Source organism: Pseudomonas azerbaijanoccidentalis, from assembly GCF_019145495.1.
GTDB lineage: Bacteria > Pseudomonadota > Gammaproteobacteria > Pseudomonadales > Pseudomonadaceae > Aquipseudomonas > Aquipseudomonas azerbaijanoccidentalis.
The window spans coordinates 1-20,548 of sequence record NZ_JAHSTU010000013.1 but is presented as its reverse complement, the minus strand read 5'-3'; the positions used below and the strand labels follow the sequence as shown (position 1 = coordinate 20,548).

Annotated in this window: 16 protein-coding genes; 4 read left to right on the top strand and 12 right to left on the bottom strand. The window is 61.1% G+C overall.

All coding sequences use genetic code 11. From position 1 onward, the window contains the following. Window positions 1–55: 55 nt before the first annotated feature. The 5 genes from KVG88_RS29275 to KVG88_RS29255 all read right to left on the bottom strand — a co-directional run bounded on the left by KVG88_RS29275 (window position 56) and on the right by KVG88_RS29255 (window position 7,990). Window positions 56–1,420, bottom strand: coding sequence for a heavy metal sensor histidine kinase (locus KVG88_RS29275; protein ID WP_150702939.1), 1,365 nt, complete (start codon window positions 1,418–1,420; stop codon window positions 56–58). Beyond that, window positions 1,410–2,087, bottom strand: a complete 678-nt coding sequence (locus KVG88_RS29270; RefSeq protein WP_217873448.1) for a heavy metal response regulator transcription factor — start codon at window positions 2,085–2,087, stop codon at window positions 1,410–1,412. Before KVG88_RS29270 ends, KVG88_RS29275 begins: the two co-directional genes overlap by 11 nt. Window positions 2,088–2,096: 9 nt before the next feature. After that, entirely contained in the window at window positions 2,097–5,210 is a 3,114-nt protein-coding gene (locus KVG88_RS29265; RefSeq protein ID WP_217873447.1) for a multidrug efflux RND transporter permease subunit, read from the bottom strand. Then, window positions 5,207–6,367, bottom strand: a complete 1,161-nt coding sequence (locus KVG88_RS29260) for an efflux RND transporter periplasmic adaptor subunit (protein ID WP_217873446.1) — start codon at window positions 6,365–6,367, stop codon at window positions 5,207–5,209. The genes KVG88_RS29265 and KVG88_RS29260 overlap by 4 nt, the downstream gene beginning before the upstream one ends. A 654-nt stretch (window positions 6,368–7,021) precedes the next feature. Further along, complete coding sequence (locus tag KVG88_RS29255) at window positions 7,022–7,990, bottom strand: LysR family transcriptional regulator (protein WP_150702935.1); 969 nt, start codon at window positions 7,988–7,990, stop codon at window positions 7,022–7,024. 268 nt (window positions 7,991–8,258) lie between these two features. Between KVG88_RS29255 and KVG88_RS29250 the strand changes: the two genes are divergently transcribed. The 4 genes from KVG88_RS29250 (at window position 8,259) to KVG88_RS29235 (ending at window position 13,086) form a co-directional block, all read left to right on the top strand. Further along, a complete protein-coding gene (locus KVG88_RS29250; RefSeq protein ID WP_217873445.1) occupies window positions 8,259–9,758 on the top strand; it encodes an efflux transporter outer membrane subunit in 1,500 nt (499 codons plus the stop codon). A 77-nt stretch (window positions 9,759–9,835) separates the two neighbouring features. Continuing rightward, entirely contained in the window at window positions 9,836–12,028 is a 2,193-nt protein-coding gene (locus KVG88_RS29245; protein ID WP_217873444.1) for an FUSC family protein, read from the top strand. Further along, window positions 12,018–12,218 carry a DUF1656 domain-containing protein gene (locus tag KVG88_RS29240; protein ID WP_150702932.1) on the top strand — a complete coding sequence of 67 codons (201 nt, stop codon included), beginning with the start codon at window positions 12,018–12,020 and terminating at the stop codon, window positions 12,216–12,218. The genes KVG88_RS29245 and KVG88_RS29240 overlap by 11 nt, the downstream gene beginning before the upstream one ends. Window positions 12,219–12,228: 10 nt before the next feature. Further along, complete coding sequence (locus tag KVG88_RS29235) at window positions 12,229–13,086, top strand: efflux RND transporter periplasmic adaptor subunit (RefSeq protein ID WP_217873443.1); 858 nt, start codon at window positions 12,229–12,231, stop codon at window positions 13,084–13,086. 135 nt (window positions 13,087–13,221) lie between these two features. Here the strand turns inward: KVG88_RS29235 and KVG88_RS29230 are convergent, their stop codons facing one another. The 7 genes from KVG88_RS29230 to KVG88_RS29200 all read right to left on the bottom strand — a co-directional run bounded on the left by KVG88_RS29230 (window position 13,222) and on the right by KVG88_RS29200 (window position 20,325). After that, on the bottom strand, window positions 13,222–13,620 hold the full coding sequence (locus KVG88_RS29230; RefSeq protein ID WP_217873442.1) for a DUF4440 domain-containing protein: 399 nt from the start codon (window positions 13,618–13,620) through the stop codon (window positions 13,222–13,224). Between the two features lie 119 nt (window positions 13,621–13,739). Next, window positions 13,740–14,564 carry an SDR family oxidoreductase gene (locus KVG88_RS29225; protein ID WP_217873441.1) on the bottom strand — a complete coding sequence of 275 codons (825 nt, stop codon included), beginning with the start codon at window positions 14,562–14,564 and terminating at the stop codon, window positions 13,740–13,742. A 34-nt stretch (window positions 14,565–14,598) separates the two neighbouring features. Next, window positions 14,599–15,063 carry a multidrug transporter gene (locus KVG88_RS29220; RefSeq protein ID WP_150702927.1) on the bottom strand — a complete coding sequence of 155 codons (465 nt, stop codon included), beginning with the start codon at window positions 15,061–15,063 and terminating at the stop codon, window positions 14,599–14,601. A gap of 238 nt (window positions 15,064–15,301) precedes the next feature. Continuing rightward, window positions 15,302–16,753: a mannose-1-phosphate guanylyltransferase/mannose-6-phosphate isomerase gene (locus KVG88_RS29215; RefSeq protein ID WP_150702926.1), complete on the bottom strand. Its 1,452-nt coding sequence runs from the start codon at window positions 16,751–16,753 to the stop codon at window positions 15,302–15,304. A 148-nt stretch (window positions 16,754–16,901) separates the two neighbouring features. Continuing rightward, window positions 16,902–17,558, bottom strand: coding sequence for an alginate O-acetyltransferase AlgF (locus KVG88_RS29210; RefSeq protein WP_217873440.1), 657 nt, complete (start codon window positions 17,556–17,558; stop codon window positions 16,902–16,904). A 14-nt stretch (window positions 17,559–17,572) separates the two neighbouring features. Further along, window positions 17,573–18,748 (bottom strand): alginate O-acetyltransferase, encoded by a 1,176-nt coding sequence (locus KVG88_RS29205; protein WP_150702924.1) that lies wholly within the window; start codon window positions 18,746–18,748, stop codon window positions 17,573–17,575. Between the two features lie 11 nt (window positions 18,749–18,759). Then, the gene (locus KVG88_RS29200) at window positions 18,760–20,325 is read right to left on the bottom strand and encodes an MBOAT family O-acyltransferase (protein ID WP_217873439.1); all 1,566 of its coding nucleotides are present in this window, start codon (window positions 20,323–20,325) and stop codon (window positions 18,760–18,762) included. Window positions 20,326–20,548: the final 223 nt, after the last annotated feature.

Here is a 20,548-nt window from a genome sequence, read left to right as displayed (position 1 = left end):
ACGACTGCTGCGCAGCCGGACGCAGCCTTCGGCAGCTGCTACAGGGACCGGTGGGTTAAACGGGGATGTGGATACCGAAGGTATTCATGCCATGGTCACTGCGCACAAACACATCGCCGCCGTGCATCAGCGCAATTGCCTTGACGATCGCCAGCCCTAACCCGTGGTTGTTGCCGCTATTACTGCGTGAGGCGTCGACGCGGTAGAAGCGTTCGAACAGGCGCGGCAGATGTTCACTGGCAATCGGCGAGCCGGGGTTGGCAACACCGATGCTGACCTGATGCGCCTCGGCTTCGATCCGCACCTCAATCACCTGCCCGGGTTCGGTGTGCTGGACCGCGTTGCTCAACAGGTTGATCAACGCCCGGCGCAGATGGGCGATCTCGATGCGCACCAGGGCATCGCCGCTGACCTGAACCTCGACCCGGGCGTCCTCAAGAATGAAATCCAGATACTCCAGGGTCGTTGCCACTTCATCGGCCAGCGACGTCGACGTCAGCTTGGTCGCCTTGCTGCCCTGATCGGCGCTGGCGAGGAACAGCATGTCATTGATGATCGAGCGCAGCCGCTCAAGCTCTTCGAGGTTCGATTGCAGGACCTCGAAGTAATGTTCTGCCGAGCGACCACGGGTCAGTGCCACTTGGGTCTGGCCAATGAGATTGGTCAGCGGTGAACGCAGTTCATGGGCGACATCGGCGTTGAACGATTCCAGGCGCGAGTAGGCCTGTTCGACCCGCTCCAGTGTGGAATTGAACGCGTTGACGAACTGATCCAGCTCCGGCGGCAGCGGCGACAGGCGCAGTCGCCCTGAGCGCAACGGCGGCGCCAACCGCTGGGCTTCATGGGACAGTTTGATCAACGGTTTGAGGCCAATCCGTGCCACCCAATACCCCAGCGCCGAAGCCATCAGCACGCCGATAATCGCCAGTGCAATCAGGGCGATCAGCAGTTGATGTTGAGTCTGGTGAAAGGTCTCGGTGTCGATGCCGATCATGAAGCGCAGCGGCGGGCGCTGATCCTTGGCCGGGAACTGGCTGACCAGCACTTTTAGTGGGTAGGGCTGATCTGGCAGTTGCATGTCGCGCATGCCCAGCGCTCCTTCGGCAAAGGCGCGGATTTGTGGTGTCGGGTTGCCGTATTCATAGCGCGGATCGCCGCTGACGATCCAGAAACTGATGCGCTTGTCTTCTTCGCCGAGCAACTTGAGCTTGTTGTTGATCTTCACCCAATGCTCGGGTGTGCCGTAGCGGCCGACTGTGGATTCGAGCACGCTGTAACGCGCGTCCAGTTCGGCTTCGGGCAACAAGCCGAGCCCCTTGTCGACCTGTTGGTAGAGCGCCCAACCGATCAACAAAAACACCAACAGCGCCACCAGCGTGAACATCCCGCTCAGACGCAGTGCAATCGAGTTACTGGACACCACGGCTCTCCAGCACATAACCCATGCCGCGAATGGTGTGCAGCAGTTTCTCTTCGAACGGCCCGTCGAGCTTGGCCCGCAGGCGTTTGATCGCCACTTCGACGACGTTGGCGTCACTGTCGAAATTGATGTCCCAGACCATTTCGGCAATGGCGGTTTTCGAGAGGATTTCGCCCTGACGCCGGGCCAGCACGCTGAGCAGCGAAAACTCCTTGGCGGTCAGGTCCAGCCGTGTGCCGGCGCGGGTGGCCTTGCGGCTGATCAAATCTATCCACAGGTCGGCAATGCTCACTTGCACCGGTTCATGGCCACCGCTGCGACGGGTCAGCGCCTGCAGGCGCGCCACCAGCTCAAGGAAAGAAAACGGTTTGCCCAGGTAATCGTCGGCGCCATCGCGCAGGCCCTTGATGCGATCTTCCACACGCTCGCGGGCGGTGAGCATGATCACCGGGGTTTGCTTGCGCGCACGCAACGCGCGCAGCACGCCGAAGCCATCCAGGCCGGGCAACATCACGTCGAGGACGATCACCGCGTAGTCGCTTTCCAGCGACATGTGCAGGCCTTCCACGCCATCGCGGGCCAGGTCCACGGTGTAACCCTGTTCCGTCAGGCCGCGGTGCAAATAGTCCGCGGTTTTTTCTTCGTCTTCGATAATCAGAACGCGCATGACCCCGCCTCAGTCTGTGGTCGCCAGCGCCGGTGTGGGCGGAGGCGCTGGTGAGAGAGTGTGCCTATGAAATAAACGCTCCAACCATAAGTATATGACTGGCGTGGTGAACAGCGTCAGCGCCTGGCTCACCAGCAAGCCACCGACTACCGCGATCCCCAACGGCTGGCGCAGTTCGGCGCCGGTGCCGTAGCCGAGCATCAGCGGCAGGGCGCCGAGCAGGGCGGCGAGGGTGGTCATGATGATCGGCCGGAACCGCGTGATACAGGCCTTGAAGATCGCCTCTTCCGGCGACAACCCACCGTTGCGCTGCGCTTCGAGGGCAAAGTCGATCATCAGGATGCCGTTCTTTTTTACGATCCCGATCAGCAATACCAGTCCGATCAGCGCCATGATCGAAAAGTCCTGGCCGCAGATCCACAGCATGATCACCGCACCGAGGCCGGCCGATGGCAATGTCGAAATGATCGTCAGCGGATGCACGAAGCTCTCGTAGAGCACGCCGAGAATGATGTACACCGCCACCAGCGCCGCCAGGATCAGCCACGGCTGACTGGCCAGCGAACTCTGGAACGCCTGCGCCGCGCCCTGGAAATTACCGCTGATGGCCGCCGGCATGCCGATGTCGACCTTGGCCTGGTTGAGCATGATCACCGCATCGCCCAACGCCACGCCGGGCGCCAGGTTGAACGAGAGGTTGGCGGCGGGGAACATGCCGTCGTGGGCGATGGACAGCGGGCCGATGGTCGGCGCATCGAATTTGGCCAACGCCGACAACGGCACCATTTCACCGCTCAGGGGCGAGCGCAGGTAGAAATAGTTGAGGCTTTCGGCCTTGCCGCGTTGCTTGGTGTCCAGTTCCAGGATCACGTTGTACTGGTTGATCTGGGTCTGGAATTCGTTGATCTGCCGCTGACCAAACGCATCGTACAGCGCCTCGTCGACGTCGCTGGCGGTCAGGCCGAAGCGCGCCGCCGCGCTGCGGTCGATGCTGATGTGGGTGATGCTGCCGCCCAGCTGCAGGTCATTGGAAATGTCACGGAATGCCGGGTTGGCGCGCAGTTTTTCCGTCAGGCGCTGGGTCCAGGTGCTGAGGGTCGGACCGTCGTTGCTCTTGAGTACATATTGGTACTGCGCGCGGCTCGGGCCGGAGCTGAGGTTGATGTCTTGCCCGGCACGCAGGTACAAGACGATGCCCGGTACTTTCATCAGTTGCGGGCGGATCCGGTCGATGAACTGGCTGGCGGAGACGTCGCGGTCGCCGCGCTTTTTCAGGGTGATCCAGAATCGGCCGTTGGCGATGGTCTGGTTGCTGCCGGACACGCCGACCGAGTGCGAGAAGGTTTCGACAGCGGGGTCGGCGGCAACGATTTCGGCCATCGCCAAGTGTTTTTTCACCATGTCGCCGTAGGAAATGTCAGCCGCTGCTTCCGTGGTGCCGAGAACGAAGCCGGTGTCCTGGATCGGAAAGAAACCTTTGGGAATGAAGATGTACCCGGCGACGGCCAGGGCCAGCGACAACGCGAACACACCGATCATGGTTTTTTGATGGGCGAGGGCGCGGCGCAGGCCTTTTTCGTACCACGCCAACAGACGCTCGCCGAAGCCCGGTTTGGCGTGGGCGTTATGCACCGGTGCGCGCATGAATAGCGCGGCCAGGGTGGGCGCCAAGGTCAACGAGACCACCACCGAAATCATGATGGTCGAGGTGGCGGTCAGGGCGAACTCCTTGAACAATCGCCCGACCACGCCGCCCATGAACAGCAGCGGAATGAACGCCGCCACCAGCGAGAAGCTGATCGACACCACGGTAAAACCGATCTCGCCGGCGCCTTTGATCGCCGCTTCGCGCATGCCGTCGCCGGCCTCCAGGTGGCGGTGAATGTTCTCCACCACCACGATCGCATCGTCGACCACAAACCCCACGGCCACCACGATCGCCACCAGCGTCAGGTTGTTGAGGCTGAAGCCCATCACGTACATCAAGGCAAAACTGGCGATCAGCGACACGCCGAGCACCGCCGACACAATCAGCGTGGCCGACAGTTGACGCAGGAACAACGCCATCACCGCCACCACCAGCAGGACGGCGATCAGCAAGGTGATTTCCACTTCATGCAGCGACGCGCGGATGGTCTGGGTGCGGTCAATCAGTACCTTGACCTCCACCGAGGCCGGCAACATCGCTTCCAGCGCCGGCAACGCCGCCTGAATGCGATCCACGGTCTCAACGATGTTGGCGCCGGGCTGGCGGAAGATCACCAGGTTGACGCCCGGTTGCGAGCCCGCCCAGGCCTGCACGTAGGCATCTTCCGAACCGTTGACGACTTTGGCGACATCCTTGAGGTGAACCGGTGCGCCGTCCTTGTAGGAAACGATCAACTGGCTGTATTCGTCGGGGTGGAACAGTTGATCATTGGTCGAAAGCGTTGAAATGCTCGACTCGCCGTACAGCGCACCTTTGGCCAGGTTGAGGCTGGTTTGCTGGATCGCCAGACGGATGTCGGCCAGGGTCAAGCCGATGGCCGCCAGTTTGTCGGCCGAGACCTGGACGCGAATCGCCGGACGTTGCTGGCCGGTAATCGCCACCTGTCCAACACCGTCGACCTGACTGAGCTGACGGGACAACAGGGTTTCGGTGAGGTCGCTGAGTTCCGGGCCGGGCATCAGCGAGGAATTGACGCTGAGAATCAGCACCGGGCTGTCGGCCGGGTTGACCTTGCGCCAGGTCGGCAGGTTCGGCATGTCCTTGGGCAGCTTGCCGGCGGCGGTGTTGATCGCGGCCTGGACTTCCTGGGCAGCGGTGTCGATGCTCTTGTCGAGGGTGAATTGCAGGGTCAGGTTGGTCGAGCCGAGGGCGCTGCTCGATGTCATCTGGGTCACGCCGGGGATGGCGCTGAATTGCACTTCCAGAGGCGTGGCCACCGACGACGCCATGGTTTCCGGGCTGGCACCGGGCAGTTGTGCGGCGACCTGGATGGTCGGGAATTCTGCTTCCGGCAGCGGCGCGATGGGCAGGCGGGGGAAGGCGATTGCGCCCAGCAGCACCAAGGCAAAGGTCAGGAGAATGGTCGCCACCGGGTGATCGATGCACCAGGCTGAAACCGAACCGTGGCCCTTCATGGTGTCGGCTCCGATTGCACCACTTGCGGCGGGTCGGTCAGCACCTGCACCGTCGAGCCGGGTTTGAGTCGTGACTGCCCGTCGCTGACCAACTTATCCCCAGGCTGCACGCCTTTGATGATGTTCTGGCCGCTGTCCTGATAGACCATTTGCACCGGCACGGTTTCGACTTTGTCGCCATTGAGGCGATAGACGAAGTGTTGATCGAGGCCACGTTGTACGACGTTGGGCGGTACGACCAATGCATCTTTATCCAGCGCTGTCTGAATTTTTACCGTCACCAGCAGGCCCGGCCAGAGCTTTTGCCCGGGGTTGTTGAATTCAGCCTTGGCGCGGATGGTGCCGGTATTGGCATTAATCTGGTTGTCGATCAGGGTCAGATGGCCTTCGCCCAGCAGGTTGCCGGTTTCGCCGTCGGTGTCGGCCCCGATGTAGGCCTTTACCTGGGCGTGTTGCGGGTCGCTGATCAAGCCTTGCAGGGTGGGCAGCATTTGTTGCGGCAGGGAGAACTCGACGGCGATCGGGTCGATCTGGGTCACGGTGAACAAGCCCTGGGCGTCGGTCATGCGCAGGAAGTTGCCTTCATCCACTGTGCGAATGCCGACGCGGCCGGTGACCGGTGAGCGAATCTGCGTGTAGGACAGTTGCACCTGCGCGGCGTCGATTGAGGCCTGGTTACCTTGGGCGGTGGCTTTGAGTTGGTTGACCAGTGCTTGTTGTTGGTCGTAGGTCTGTTTAGAGACGCCGTCGTCGACGCTGAGTATTTTGTAGCGTTTGAGGTTGACCAGCGCCACTTGCAGTTGTGCCTGGCTTTCGCCCAGTTGTGCCCGGGCCTGGTCGAGGCTGGCGCGGATCGAGCGGCCATCGATGGTGGCCAGCAGGTCGTCTTTTTTCACCAGTTGGCCTTCCTTGACCATGATTTTGGTGAGGATGCCATCGATTTGCGGGCGGACCACGACGCTGTGCAATGAGAGCACCGAGCCGATGCCGCTGACGAAGCGCGGGACGTCTTTTTCGGCGACGCTGACTACGCGCACGGGGATGGCGGTGGAGGTGGTCAGTTTTGCCTTGGCGGGTTTGGTGGCGTACCACACGCCCAGCGCTGCCAGGATGATCAGGAGGGCGACAAGCAGGGCGGGTTTTTGCTGGATTCGCATGCGAGTGGGGCGCCAGGGCTGGTTTTTGGTTGAAGGGTATCACCCCTTATAAACCTGTTTGGGGGTCGGGAAGGTGACGGCTAACTGACGGCGCTGTCAGTTTGGGCCTTGGCGGCCTCTGGGCCGACCATGCGGGGGGTGATTGGGTACATATCCGTTGCTGCGGTCAGGGCGGCTTAGGGTTTCGCCCTTACGGCGAGTCCCTTTTGGCAAACGCCCCAAAAGGAACCAAAAGGTCTCGCCCCTTACGTACGGCCCCTCGCTAGGGCTCGGTGTTCCTTCGTTCCGGCATTCATCCGGGGGCATCGCCTCCGGTTGGCTTCGCTTCAACCTCCTCTCGATGTGTGCGGCTGCGCCGCACGGCGCTACGCGCCCACCCCCGGATAAACACCTCCACTCAGCCTGCCGAGGGGGCGGGTGGATCAAGATCAAAAGCGGCAGGCGAGCTAACGCTCGGCCTGTTGAGTGGTGAAAAGCTTAGGTGTACGCCGTTACCCTGTGGGAGCTGGCTTGCCAGCGATGGCGGCCTCATAGCCGATCAATCTCTGACAGGATTACCCATCCCCCTGTGGGAGCTGGCTTGCCAGCGATGGCTGCCTGCCGGCCTACCAATCTCTTGCAGACATACCCGGTTCGCTCCCACAGGTTTGCACATCAATTCGCCACCCGAACCCCTCCCAGACTCCCACTCAATTCATACGCCGCCAATTCCGCCTGATGCGCGGCCAACAACTCCGGCAACGAGCCGCGCAGATATTCCACCCAGGTCTTGATCTTCGCATCCAGGTACTGCCGCGAAGGGTAGATCGCGTACAGGTTGAGTTCCTGCGAGCGGTAGTTGGGCATGACGCGCACCAGCGTGCCGTCGCGCAGGCCGTCGATCGCTGCGTACAGCGGCAGGACGCCAACGCCCATGCCGCTGGTGATCGCGGTTTTCATCGCGTCGGCGGAGTTCACCAGGAACGGTGAGCTGTTGATGGTGACCATTTCCTGGCCATCAGGGCCGTCGAAGGCCCATTTTTCCAAGGGGATGACCGGGCTCACCAGGCGCAGGCAGGCGTGGTTGAGCAGGTCGCTGGGTTTTTGTGCGCAGCCGTTGGCTTTGACGTAGGCCGGGGAGGCGCAAACGATGCTGTAGGTGATGCCCAGGCGTTGGGAAACGAAGCCCGAGTCGGGCAGTTCGCTGGCCAGCACGATGGACACGTCGTAGCCCTCGTCGAGCAAGTCCGGCACGCGGTTGGCCATGGTCAGGTCGAAGGTCACGTCCGGGTGGGTCTTGCGATAGCGGGCGATGGCGTCGATTACGAAGTGCTGGCCGATGCCGGTCATGGTGTGCACTTTCAGTTGCCCGGCCGGGCGTGCGTGGGCGTCGCTGGCCTCGGCTTCGGCTTCTTCGACGTAAGCCAGGATCTGCTCGCAGCGCAGCAAATAGCGCTTGCCGGCTTCGGTCAGGGCGATGCGGCGGGTCGTTCGGTTGAGCAGGCGGGTTTGCAGGTGGGCTTCCAGGTTGGAGACCGCGCGCGAGACGTTGGCCGTGGTGGTGTCCAGTTGCACGGCGGCGGCGGTGAAGCTGCCGGCTTCGGCCACGTAACTGAAGGCGCGCATGTTTTGCAAAGTGTCCATGAGGTGCTCTCGGGTTCGATGGCAAATTGTGACACGAAGTTTCTGGGGCGGTGAGCCCTACAAACGGATTATCTCGTTAACGGTAACAAAGATTCACAGGAATCCCAGCTTATCGCCATCAAAGGCCCCCCATAGAATTGCGCCGATCCTTTGTAGGAGCTGCCGCAGGCTGCGATCTTTTGATCTTGCTTTTGAAAACAAAAATCAAAAGATCGCAGCCTGCGGCAGCTCCTACAGGGTATTCCCTCCATCTCAGGAATCTTCAGCAGTGCCGCGTCGCATCAGCAGAGCGCTTTCGCCGCTCAGTGTTTTGGCTTTAACCCTGGCAATCAGCGGCTGCATCGGAACCGGAGGTATTGCCCCACAGGGCAAGGCGCTGGAGGCCAATTCACTGGCCACCGACGAAGCCATCCAGAGCGCTGCTCAGGATGCGCGCTGGCCCACCGCACAATGGTGGCAGGCTTACGGCGATCCGCAACTGAACCACTGGATCGAACTCGCGCTGCAAGGCAGTCCGACCATGGCCATGGCCGCCGCACGGGTTCGGCAAGCGAAGTCGATGGCCGGTGTTGCCGAAGCGGCCGAGTCATTGCAGATCAACGGCGAGTCGACCCTCAAGCGGCACAACTGGCCCACTGATCAGTTCTACGGTCCCGGTGACTTGGCCAACAGCACCACCTGGGACAACAACGCTGCGCTGGGTTTCAGTTATGCCCTCGACCTGTGGGGCCGGGAGAGCAATGCCACCGAGCGTGCGGTAGACATGGCCCACATGACGGTCGCCGAGGCGCGTCAGGCCCAGCTCGAGTTGCAGAACAACATCGTGCGCGTCTATATCGAACTGTCGTTGCATTACGCACAGCGGGACATTGTCGAAGCGACGTTGAAGCAGCAAGAGCAAATTCTTGAGCTGGCGCAGAAGCGTTTGAACGGCGGCATCGGCACCCATTTCGAAGTCAGCCAGGCCGAAACGCCGCTGCCGGAAACCCATCGGCAGGTCGATGCGCTGGACGAAGAAATCGCCTTGAGCCGCAATCAATTGGCCGCGCTCGTCGGCAAAGGGCCGGGCGAAGGCGCGCAGTTGCAGCGCCCGACATTGTCATTGGCCGCCGCGCTGAAACTGCCGTCGTCGTTGCCGGCGCAATTGCTTGGCCAACGTCCGGACGTGGTCGCCAGCCGCTGGCAAGTGGCGGCGCAGGCGCGGGGCATCGATGTCGCCCATGCCGGTTTTTATCCGAACGTCGACCTCGTCGGCAGCCTCGGCTACATGGCCACCGGCGGCGGGGCGCAGGAGTTTTTGACCGGCAAGAAACTCAACTACAGCGTCGGCCCGGCGATTTCGTTGCCGATCTTCGATGGCGGGCGTTTGCGCGCGGAGCTGGGTGAAGCTTCGGCGGGGTATGACATCGCGGTGGCGCACTACAACCAGACTCTGGTGAATGCGCTGAAAAACATCTCTGATCAGTTGATCCGCCGCGAGTCGATGGACAAGCAGCAGGCTTTCGCCGCCGAGTCGGTCGCCACCGCGCAGCAGACCTACGACATCGCGATGATCGCCTATCAACGCGGGCTCACCGACTACCTCAACGTGCTCAACGCGCAGACGTTGTTGTTCAAACAACAGCAGGTGCAACAGCAGGTTCAAGCGGCGCGATTGAGTGCTCATGCGGAATTGGTGACGGCGTTGGGCGGTGGGTTGGGGGCGGGCAACGATGTGCCGAAAGCCGAACAAACCCAGCCTCCGAAAACCCCGGTTCTGCTGAGGTGAATGTAATCCCTGTGGGAGCCAGCAGGCTGGCTCCCACAGGTTCCGGGTTTTTATCGAATTTTGATGAGCAGGATTGAATGACTCCCTTGCCCGCTCCCTTGCGCTGGCTGTATTCCCTGGAATGGCGCCGAGGGTTCTTTGACTGGGCGCGCAGTGATGGCGTGACCTGGGTGTACATTTTCAAAGTGCTGATCGCGGCGTTTCTCACGCTGTGGCTGGCCATGCGTCTGGAATTGCCGCAGCCGCGCACCGCAATGATCACCGTGTTCATCGTCATGCAGCCGCAAAGCGGCCATGTATTCGCTAAGAGTTTTTATCGTTTTCTCGGCACCCTGGCCGGGTCGACGGTGATGGTGGCGCTGATTGCCCTGTTTGCGCAGAACACTGAACTGTTTCTCGGTTCACTGGCGATTTGGGTCGGTATCTGCACGGCCGGCGCGGCGCGCTGCCGCAATTTTCGCGCCTATGGGTTTGTGCTCGCCGGCTACACCGCGGCGATGGTCGGGCTGCCTGCCTTGGCTCACCCGGATGGCGCATTCATGGCGGCGGTCTGGCGGGTGCTGGAAATTTCCCTGGGGATTCTCTGCTCGACCCTGATCAGCGCTGCGATCCTTCCGCAAACCGCCAGCGCCGCCATGCGCAACGCCCTGTATCAGCGCTTCGGGGTGTTTGCCTTGTTCGTCACAGACGGCTTGCGTGGCCGCAGTCAACGCGAGGCTTTTGAGGCCGGCAACGTGCGCTTCATTGCCGAGGCCGTCGGGCTCGAAGGGCTGCGCAGTGTCACTGTGTTCGAAGACCCGCACATGCGCCGACGCAATGGGCGATTGAGCCGCCTGAACAGCGAATTCATGGGCGTCACCACGCGTTTCAATGCGCTGCATCAACTGCTCGAGCGCTTGCACAGCAATGACACGGATCATGCCGTGGCGGCGATCAAACCGGGTTTGCAAGACCTTGCTGAATTACTCGACGGCTTCAGCGGGCGTGCGCTGACCAGCGCCGATGCGGCGCGTCTGGTCACGGCGCTGAGCGCCTACAAGGCCGGGTTGCCGGCGCGGGTGCGCAGCCTGCGGGCGATCTTTCAGGAGAGTGAACCGAGCGACGACGAACTGCTGGATTTCCACACGGCGTACGAACTGCTCTATCGCTTCGTCGATGATTTGCACAGTTATGCACAGACTCACGCTTCTCTGGCCGATCACAGTCACGAGCGGGAGCGCTGGGACGAGCCGTTCACCCCGCAGACCAACTGGCTGGTGTCGGCAGCGTCGGGCATTCGTGCTGCGTTCATCCTCGTGGTACTGGGCAGCTATTGGGTGGCCACGGCGTGGCCGAGCGGGGCGACCATGACCCTGATCGCCGCCGCCACTGTGGGCCTGTCCGCCGCTACGCCGAACCCCAAACGCATGGCGTTCCAGATGGCGTGTGGCACGTTGCTCGGCGCGGTGATCGGCTTCGTCGAGATGTTCTTCATCTTCCCGTGGATCGACGGTTTTCCGTTGCTGTGCGTAATGCTCGCGCCGGTCATCGTACTGGGCTCATTCCTGGCCTCGCGGCCACAATACGCCGGTGTCGGCCTGGGCTTGCTGATCTTCTTCAGCACCGGTTCGGTGCCCGACAACCTCACGGTCTACAACCCTTACACCTTCATCAACGACTACATCGCCATGGTGCTCGGCATGCTGGTGTGCGCGGCGGCTGGGGCGATCATTCTGCCGCCCAATAGCCGCTGGTTGTGGCGTCGACTGGAACAGGACCTGCGTGGCCAAGTGGTGTACGCGATCAGCGGCAAACTCAAAGGGTTGGCGTCGAGTTTCGAGAGCCGCACCCGCGATCTGGTGCACCAGGCCTACGGCTTCGCGGCGGGGCAGCCACAGGTGCAGCGCAACCTGCTGCGCTGGATGTTTGTGGTTCTGGAAGTCGGGCACGCGATCATCGAGTTGCGCAAGGAGCAGGCGGTTCTGCCGGTGCATCCGGCGTACGCCGAATCCCAGCCGTGGCGGCAGGCGATTCGCGTGATGGGGCGCTCACTGGTGCGACTGTTTCTGCAACCAAGTCACAGCAACCTTGAACGTGCACTGATTGCCGTCGACCACGCGATCAGCCGCGTGCAATCCACCGACGAGCCTTTCGCCCCGCACTTCGATACCTCGGCGTTGCGCCGGGTGAAGAGCTACCTGCACTTCATCCGCACGTCGCTGCTCGACCCGCAATCGCCGCTTGCCGCCCACACAACCGCCAAGCCTGAAGGACTTGAACATGCCTCGTGAAATCGCCTTCCACGGCGTGTACATGCCGACCATGACCCTGATGTTCCTGATTGCAGCGGTGGTGGCCTGGGCGCTGGACCGGTTCCTGTCCGGGTTCGACCTGTACCGTTTTTTCTGGCACCCGGCGTTGCTGCGCCTGAGTTTGTTTACCTGTCTGTTCGGCGCGATGGCGCTGACTGTCTACCACTGAGAATGCCCTGATGAAAAAGCTTTTCAGCCTGCTCGCAACCTTGCTGGTGCTGGCCCTTGCGATATGGATCGGCCGAACCCTGTGGGTGCATTACATGCAAACCCCGTGGACGCGCGACGGCCGGGTGCGTGCCGACATCATCAACGTCGCCGCCGACGTTACCGGCGAAGTGGTGAACGTGCCGGTGCGCGATAACCAGTTGGTGAAGAAAGGCGATTTGCTGATGCAGATCGACCCTGAGCACTACCGGCTCGCGGTCAAACAGGCGCAGTCGCTGGTGGCCTCGCGCAAGGCCGGTTGGGAGATGCGCAAGGTCAACGCTCATCGTCGTGCCGACATGGACAACCTGGTGATCTCCCGGGAAAACCGCGACGACGCGAGCAATCTTGCTGACTCGGCCCTGGCCGACTACCAACAGGCACAAGCACAACTGGAAGCCGCCGAACTCAACCTCAAACGCACCGAAGTGCGTGCGGCAGTGGACGGCTACGTGACCAACCTCAATGTGCATCGCGGCGATTACGCGCGCATCGGCGAAGCGAAAATGGCCGTGGTCGACATGAACTCGTTCTGGGTCTACGGCTTCTTCGAAGAAACCAAACTGCCCCACGTGCGTGTCGGTGATCAGGCTGATATGCAACTGATGAGCGGCGAAGTGCTCAAGGGGCATGTGGAAAGCATTTCACGCGGCATCTACGACCGCGACAACCCGGAAAGTCGCGAGCTGATCGCCGATGTGAACCCGACCTTCAACTGGGTACGCCTGGCGCAACGGGTGCCGGTGCGGATTCACATTGATGAAGTGCCGGAGGGGGTGCTGTTGGCGGCGGGGATTACTTGTACGGTGGTGGTGAAGCAAGCTCTGTAGCAGCTGCCGAGCTTGCGAGGCTGCGTTCGGCTGCGCAGCAGTCGCCGAAGTGTTTGTACAGGAAAATAGAGTTTTGCGAGGACTGCGTCCTCGAACGCAGCCTCGCGGGCTCGGCAGCTGCTACAAAGGGCGGGTTCACTCTTTGCAGAAGGTTTCCTGCAAATGCCGCCAGATCACGCGGCCATCCACCTGTTTTTCGAACACCACTGTAGAGCGGCGATCCGAATGCAGGCCGGTTGCATCGGTCTGTTGCTCGCGATAACTCACGGTCGCGCCGCCCTCGTGAAGCGCAATGCCACGCAACTCGCTGAGCTCGATGCGAAAGCCAAGCTTCTTGCCGCCCGCCAGCAGGAACAGTTCGCTCAGCGCTGCAAAATCCAGCACTCGGCCCAAGGGCGAGACCATGGAAAACTGTGGGGAGAAACGCGTCAGCAGTTGTTCGAGTTCAGCCGCGTCGCGTTCCTCGGCCAGCCATTGTTCGATGGCGACGTGGGCCTGGATCACTTCGTCGAAGTATTCGGTGTAGTCGGTCATGTTTGATTCCTTGAATTCTGTGGAGTCTGTTCTGGCGCCTTCGCGGGCAAGCCCGCTCCCACAGGGGAACGCATTTCAAATGTGGGAGCGGGCTTGCCCGCGAAGGCGTCGACTCGGTCTCAGAGGTGCCCACGCAACCCGAACCGCTTCATCAATCCCGATTCCAGCAACCCCTTGGGCAACAATCCGGCAAGCAACGGCAACGCGCGGCTGCCATTGCCCAGGCGGATCAGCCGTGGCGGTTTGGCCTGCTGCACCGCCTTGAGCAATCCGGCGGCAAATTCACTGGCCGGCGTCGGATTGTCCTGGGACGCCTTCGCCCGTGCACGAATGCCTTCGCGCAGCGGAAACCACGGCGATTGCTCGCTGATCAACTGCTCGGCTTCGTGTCCGGCATTCTTGGCAAAACTGGACGCGATGGCCCCCGGCTGAACCTCCATGACCCGCACGCCAAATGGCGCCAGTTCCATGCGCAAGGCATCGCTCAAGGCATGCACAGCGGCTTTTGAGGCGCAGTAAGCACCGGCGAACGGCGTGACCAACACACCGGACACACTGCCGATGTTGACCACCAGCCCTCTGGTTCGGCGCAGCACCGGAAACATCGCGCGAGTCACGCCAACGATGGCGAATACATTGGTTTCGAACTGGCGTTGGATAGCCGGAACACCGCCATCGAGCAGCGGCCCCATGGCGCCATATCCGGCGTTGTTGATCAGCACATCGAGGCCACCGCGTTCCTGATTGATGCGACTGCTCAGCTGCTCCAGAGCCACACCGTCATTGACGTCCAGTTGCACCGCAATAAAACCGGCGCTGGTCAGTGCGGCAACGTCTTCAGGCTTGCGCGCACTGGCCCAGACCTCGTAGCCGGCAGCCTTGAACGCATCGGCCAGGGCGCGGCCAATGCCGCTGGAACAACCGGTAATCAACGCAACGGGCATGGCGCATTCCTTGTGCAAAAAATGGGGAGAGGGCTCAGTCGGAAAAACTACCCTGCAATCGCTCGGCGCGAAACTCCAGGGTTTCCGGGCGGTAGCCAGGTCGCAGTGGCGGTAGCGGCAAACAGTCTTCCCAGTTGCCGCCGGCCTGCAATTCGCCGGGGCCACGATAGCGCGGGGCGGTGTACTGATTGTCGGCCAGATTGACCGTGTCGCCCGGCGCATAAGCGGCGACGCGCCAGCGCAGTTCGGTCAATGGTACGTCGTTGCCGTTGTTCATGGTCAATTGCAGTGGCCGGTCGGCAGGGCAGTGTTGCGGCGCGTAGCTGATGCGCAATTCCAGGCGTTGTAGCTGCTTGAGTTCGCGGTGGTCCATCCAGATCACCCAGGTGGCGACCATGCCCAGCCCCACGGCGGCCGCCATGGACACGGGCAGGGCTTTGGCTGGATAGCGCAGTAACAGGATCAGCCAGGTAATGACCAGCAGGATGCCGATGAACATGTCGCACCAACCTCGGGAATAGAGAGGACCATCCTACCGAAGCGTGGGTGGGGTTGGCGATGGGAAGAACAAAGTCAAAAGATCGCAGCCTTCGGCAGCTCCTACAGGGGAATACGGTTTCCTGTAGGAGCTGCCGAAGGCTGCGATCTTTTGCTCTTGCTTGAAAAAAAGCCCCCGGCCAACCCGCTGCGGATAGGGGACGCAACGAGCTGGGCGGGGGCTTAAGGCTTACAGAGGCTTACTGCGCGATGGTTTTCACCGACACGCCACGCTCGATCGGGGTCGAACGACCGTAGATGTCTTCAAACCGCTCGATATCGTCTTCACCCAGGTAGCTGCCCGATTGAACTTCGATGATCTCCAACGGAATCTTCCCCGGATTACGCAGGCGATGCACCGAGGCAATCGGAATGTAGGTCGACTGGTTCTCGGTCAGCAGGAACACGTTCTCGTCGCAGGTCACCTCAGCGGTGCCGCTGACCACGATCCAGTGCTCGGCGCGGTGGTGGTGCATTTGCAGCGACAGGCATGCGCCCGGTTTGACCGAGATGTGCTTGACCTGGAAACGGCCGCCCATGTCCACCGAGTCGTAGGAACCCCACGGACGATAGACTTCGCAGTGGTTCTGGGTTTCAGTGCGGCCCTGTTCGTTAAGGGTGTTGACCATCTGCTTCACGCCTTGGACCTTATCCTTGTGCGCGATCATCATGGCGTCCTTGGTTTCGACCACGACGATGTTTTCCAGGCCGATCACCGACACCAGTTTGCCGTTGCCGTGGATCATGCAGTTTTTGCTGTCCTGAATGACCACGTCGCCTTTGGTGACGTTGCCGTTGGCGTCTTTTTCATTCACTTCCCACAGCGACGACCAGCAACCGACATCGCTCCAGCCGGCGGTCAGTGGCACGACGCAGGCGCGTTGGGTTTTTTCCATCACCGAGTAGTCGATGGAATTGTCCGGGCAGCAGGCGAAAGTGGCTTCGTCGAAGGTGATGGTGTCGGGATCCTGCTGGCTGCGTTCGAGGGTCAGCAGGCAGGTGTCGTAGATGTCCGGGTCGTGCTTTTTCAGCTCTTCGAGGAAGCGGCTGGCGCGGAACAGGAACATGCCGCTGTTCCAGAAGTAACCACCGGATTGCACGTACTCGGTGGCGCGCTTCACGTCCGGTTTTTCGACAAAGTGCGAGACGCGACTGACGCCTTCGGGCAGCAGCGAATCGTTGGTCGATTTGATGTAGCCGTAGCCGGTTTCCGGTTTGGTGGCCGGCACGCCGAACAGCACCATTTCACCGTTTTCGGCGGCAACGGTGGCCAGGGCCAGGGCGCGTTGCAGGGCTTTCTGGTCTTCCAGGACGTGGTCGGCCGGCAGCACCAGCATCAGTTCATCGCGACCTTCATTGACCAGCATCATCGCGGTCAGGGCCACGGCCGGCGCAGTGTTGCGACCGAACGGTTCCATCAGGATGCGCTGGGTTTCGAGTTTGCGGGCGGCCAACTGCTCGTTGACGATGAAACGGTGGTCCTTGTTGCAGACCACGATCGGCGTGTCCATGCCTTCGAACACCAGGCGCTCCAGGGTTTGCTGGAACAGCGTGTGCTCGCCGGTCAGGGCCAGGAACTGTTTAGGAAACTGCTTACGCGAAAGCGGCCAAAGACGTGAGCCACTACCACCTGACAAGATCACCGGAATCATGTTGTTACTCCTTGAAAATCGTTTGGTTAGGCCTTTGTGGGAGCTAGCCTGCTAGCGATGGCATCACCTCGGTACAGCGTAAAACCGAGTGGCCTGCATCGCCGGCAGGCCGGCTCCCACAGAGAGCCGGGGCAGTTCGGGAAATTAATTAGCGCGTCGAGACCGGGCGTTTCACCCAGACCGGCGACAGGCTGCTGCCGTTACCGGTGACGTACAGCACGGCCGCTTCACCGCGTTCCAGGGCGACCGGTTTCACGTCGCCGACTTTCGTTGTGCCATCGTATAGCGCGAGGCTGACTTTCACCGGGTTGATTTCACGTTCGCCACGACCTTTAGGCGCAACGTTCGGTACCACATCGGTCTTGCCGTCGGCGGTTTTCAGGGTCAGCGGCTTGTCGCTGAGGTTCTGCACGCGCACCAGGGATTTCTGCTTGTTCTTGAACGGTGGTTCTTCGATCAGTTGCGGCGCGCCGCTGGCGTTGTTGACCAAGGTGTAATAGTGATCGCCGGCCAGTTTCACCGGCAGCGTCTGGCTGCCGACCTTGGCGCTGTAGTCGCCGCCCGGCATGAAGCTGAAGTCACTGCTCGACAGTGGCGCGACGTCGCTCAGGTTGGTGCTGCCGACGGTGGCGCTGACTTCGGCGTTGCTGGCGTTGTAGATACGAACGAAGGATGAGCCTTTCGGTGCGGTCGGGCCGTAGAGGGCGGCATCGCCCCCGGCGAAGGCCTGCATGGAAAGCGCGCTCATGCCGGCAACCAGTGCAAAGGTTTTGGCGAGACGACGAGGAGTTGTAGTGAAAGTCATGGTGTACCTCTCTTTCAGTTTTGCGCCCGGTCGGGCGTCTCGGATTTAGTGTTTGCGGCTACGTTTTGTTGGCGGGCGCCGGCTTGTTTAAGCTCTGCGACCCACTGCGGGTCGGCGTCGCCGATTTCGTTGTTCACAGGCAGATATCGTTCAGGAAACTCCCAGATCAGCACCTGTGGCGGGCTGTTCTTGAAAGCGTCGCTTTTGAGGTAGCTGAGCATCGGCAGAATCGGGCCGTGGCCATCTTCGGCGTAATTGACCACGTCGCTGTTCAGCGCTTGTTTCAGCGCACCGACGAAGTTCCAGTTCGGGTTGGCGCTGTAGCTGGTGCCGATCAGGGCCACCGGCACTTCGGTGTTGGCGAACAACGCGTCGTCACCGGCAGGTTGATCACCAGCGGCAACCGTATTGCGCTTCTGCAACGGTTCCTGCTTGGGCATCAGGTTTTCGAACAGCGGATCCAGTGGCAGGAACAGACGCAGGTCGCCCTTGTGGGTGATGGTTTCCGCAGGTTCGGTCACAAAGCGCTGTGGCTCGCCGCTCAGCGGGTACTTGTCGGCAATGGTCTTGGCCAAACGGTTGGCCGCGATCTCGGCACCTTGCGGCGTCCAGTGGGTGTCGGTGCGCAGGAACACTTGCTGGCCGTTCTGCTTGGCCTGTTGCAGCGGGCCGAGCAGGTCAGGGGCGAGGATGCGATCGGCAGCCAGACGCTTGTGGAAGTCCTGGTAAAGGTTGGCGTGAATGCTGGCCGGTTTCACTTCACCCAGATGCTCCGGATACAGGCGCACTTTGGCGGGCACCACGGCCATCACCAGTTTCACGCCTTTCTCTTTAAGGGTCTGGCGCACGCCTTCGACCAGCGCGTAGTTGCCTTGCAGGTTCAGCTCTTCGTTGACGGTCGGGTGGAATTCTTCGTCGCTGTACAACCACTGGTCACGACCGAGCACCACGCCCGGACGACCTTCGTTGAACAGTTTGAAATCCAGCGCGGCCCAGAGGTTGGTGCCCAGGCGCTTGATCGGGAATTCGTCGTCGTAGTGGGTTTCCACAGCCTTGGTCCAGCGGCCGTTGAGCACCGTCGCATCGGCGTTGGTGCTGAAGCCCATGAAGCTGCGAACCGACCACACGCCCAAGGCGAGCAGCGTCACCAGGAACAGGGCGATGTAGAAGATGCGTAATGAGCGGGTCATGGTCAGATCCCTCAGAACTGGAAGTAAAGGAACGGCGAGAAGCTTTGCGCCGAGAGTTTGAGAATCGAGGCGATGAACAGCAGCAGCACCAGGGCACGCATCACATAGCGCGACCAGTCAGCGGTCCAGTAGGCCGGTTGCACCTGGGCATCGACGCCGACGGTGTAGCCAGGCTGGTGGATGCTCGTCGGGTTATCGCCGGGTGCAGCTTTGATCAGGCCTGGTTCGGTCGCGGCCGGGCCGTCGTTGTCGACGTTCACCGCAGGCTTGGTCTTGGCGGGCGGCTGATTGCTGTAGAAGTCGCGGATGCCGAAGAACGCCAGGGTCATGTAAGCCACGATCAGCGTCGCCACTTGCAGGCCGGTGAGGTTGGCCTCGTTGAGTTCCGACAACGACCAGTCGCCGAAGCTGAACATCGCGCCGTACATGCGACCGGCAACGTGCAGGTTCTCGGCACGGAAAATCACCCAGCCCATGACAACGAGCAGGAAGGTCAGCGCCCAGCGGATCGGGTTGATGCTGCGCGGCGAGGTGTTCAGGCCCAGGGCCTTTTCAATCGCCAGCCACATGCCGTGCCACGCACCCCAGACGATGTAGGTGATGTTCGCGCCGTGCCACAGACCACCGAGCAGCATGGTCAGGAACAGGTTGCGATAGGTCATCAGCGTGCCTTTACGGTTACCGCCCAGCGTGATGTACAGATAGTCACGCAACCAGGTCGACAGGCTGATGTGCCAGCGGCGCCAGAACTCGGTGATCGACTGGCTGATGTACGGCTGCTTGAAGTTTTCCATGAAGCGGAAACCCATCATCAAGCCCAGGCCGATGGCCATGTCGCTGTAACCGGAGAAGTCGAAATACAACTGCGCGGTGTAGGCCAGCGCACCGAGCCAAGCATCGCCCGTGGTCGGGTTTTGCAGGGCGAAGCAATGGTCGGCCACCACCGCCAGGGTGTCGGCGATGAAGACCTTCTTGATGAAACCTTGCATGAACCGGGTGCAGCCCTCGGAGAATTTATCGAGGGTGTGGGTGCGGTTGTTGAACTGGTCGGCCAGGTCGCGGAAACGCAGCACGGGCCCGGCGATCAGGTGCGGGAAGATCGCCACGAACGCCGCGAAGTCGATCAGGTTGCGGGTCGCCGGCGTGTCACCACGGTAGACGTCGATGATGTAGCTGATGGACTCGAAGATGTAGAACGAGATACCGATCGGCAGCAGCACGTGGGTCAGGATGAACGGCTCAAGGCCCACCGACGTCATCATCGCGTTGATGCTGTCGACACCGAAGTTGGCGTACTTGAAGTAGCCGAGGATGCACAGGTCGACAGCCACGCCGAGCAGCAGCCAGCGCTGCGCCGGTTTGGTCCGCACGCCTGCGGCACCGACTTTCAGGCCGATCCAGTAGTTCCACAGTGTGACCGCAGCGAACAGCGCCAAAAAGTCCACACGCCACCAGGCGTAGAACACGTAGCTGGCAATCAGCAGCAGTAAATTGCGATAGCGTTGCCCGCTCAGGTAGTACAAGCCGAGAAAGATCGGCAAGAACAAAAACAGGAATACGTTGGACGAAAAAACCATCCCGATCTCTCCATGTTTGAACCAACAGTCAAGGGCCAACGGCCCCCCCAAACCCCCCCACAGAAAACCGGGGGGCTAACACACAAAACTCAAACCTGACACCGACCCTGTAGGAGCTGCCGAAGGCTGCGATCTTTTGATCTTGATCTTTGAAAGCAAGATCAATAGATCGCAGCCTTCGGCAGCTCCTACAGGGGATGCGTTGTTCTATGAACCCTTGCCC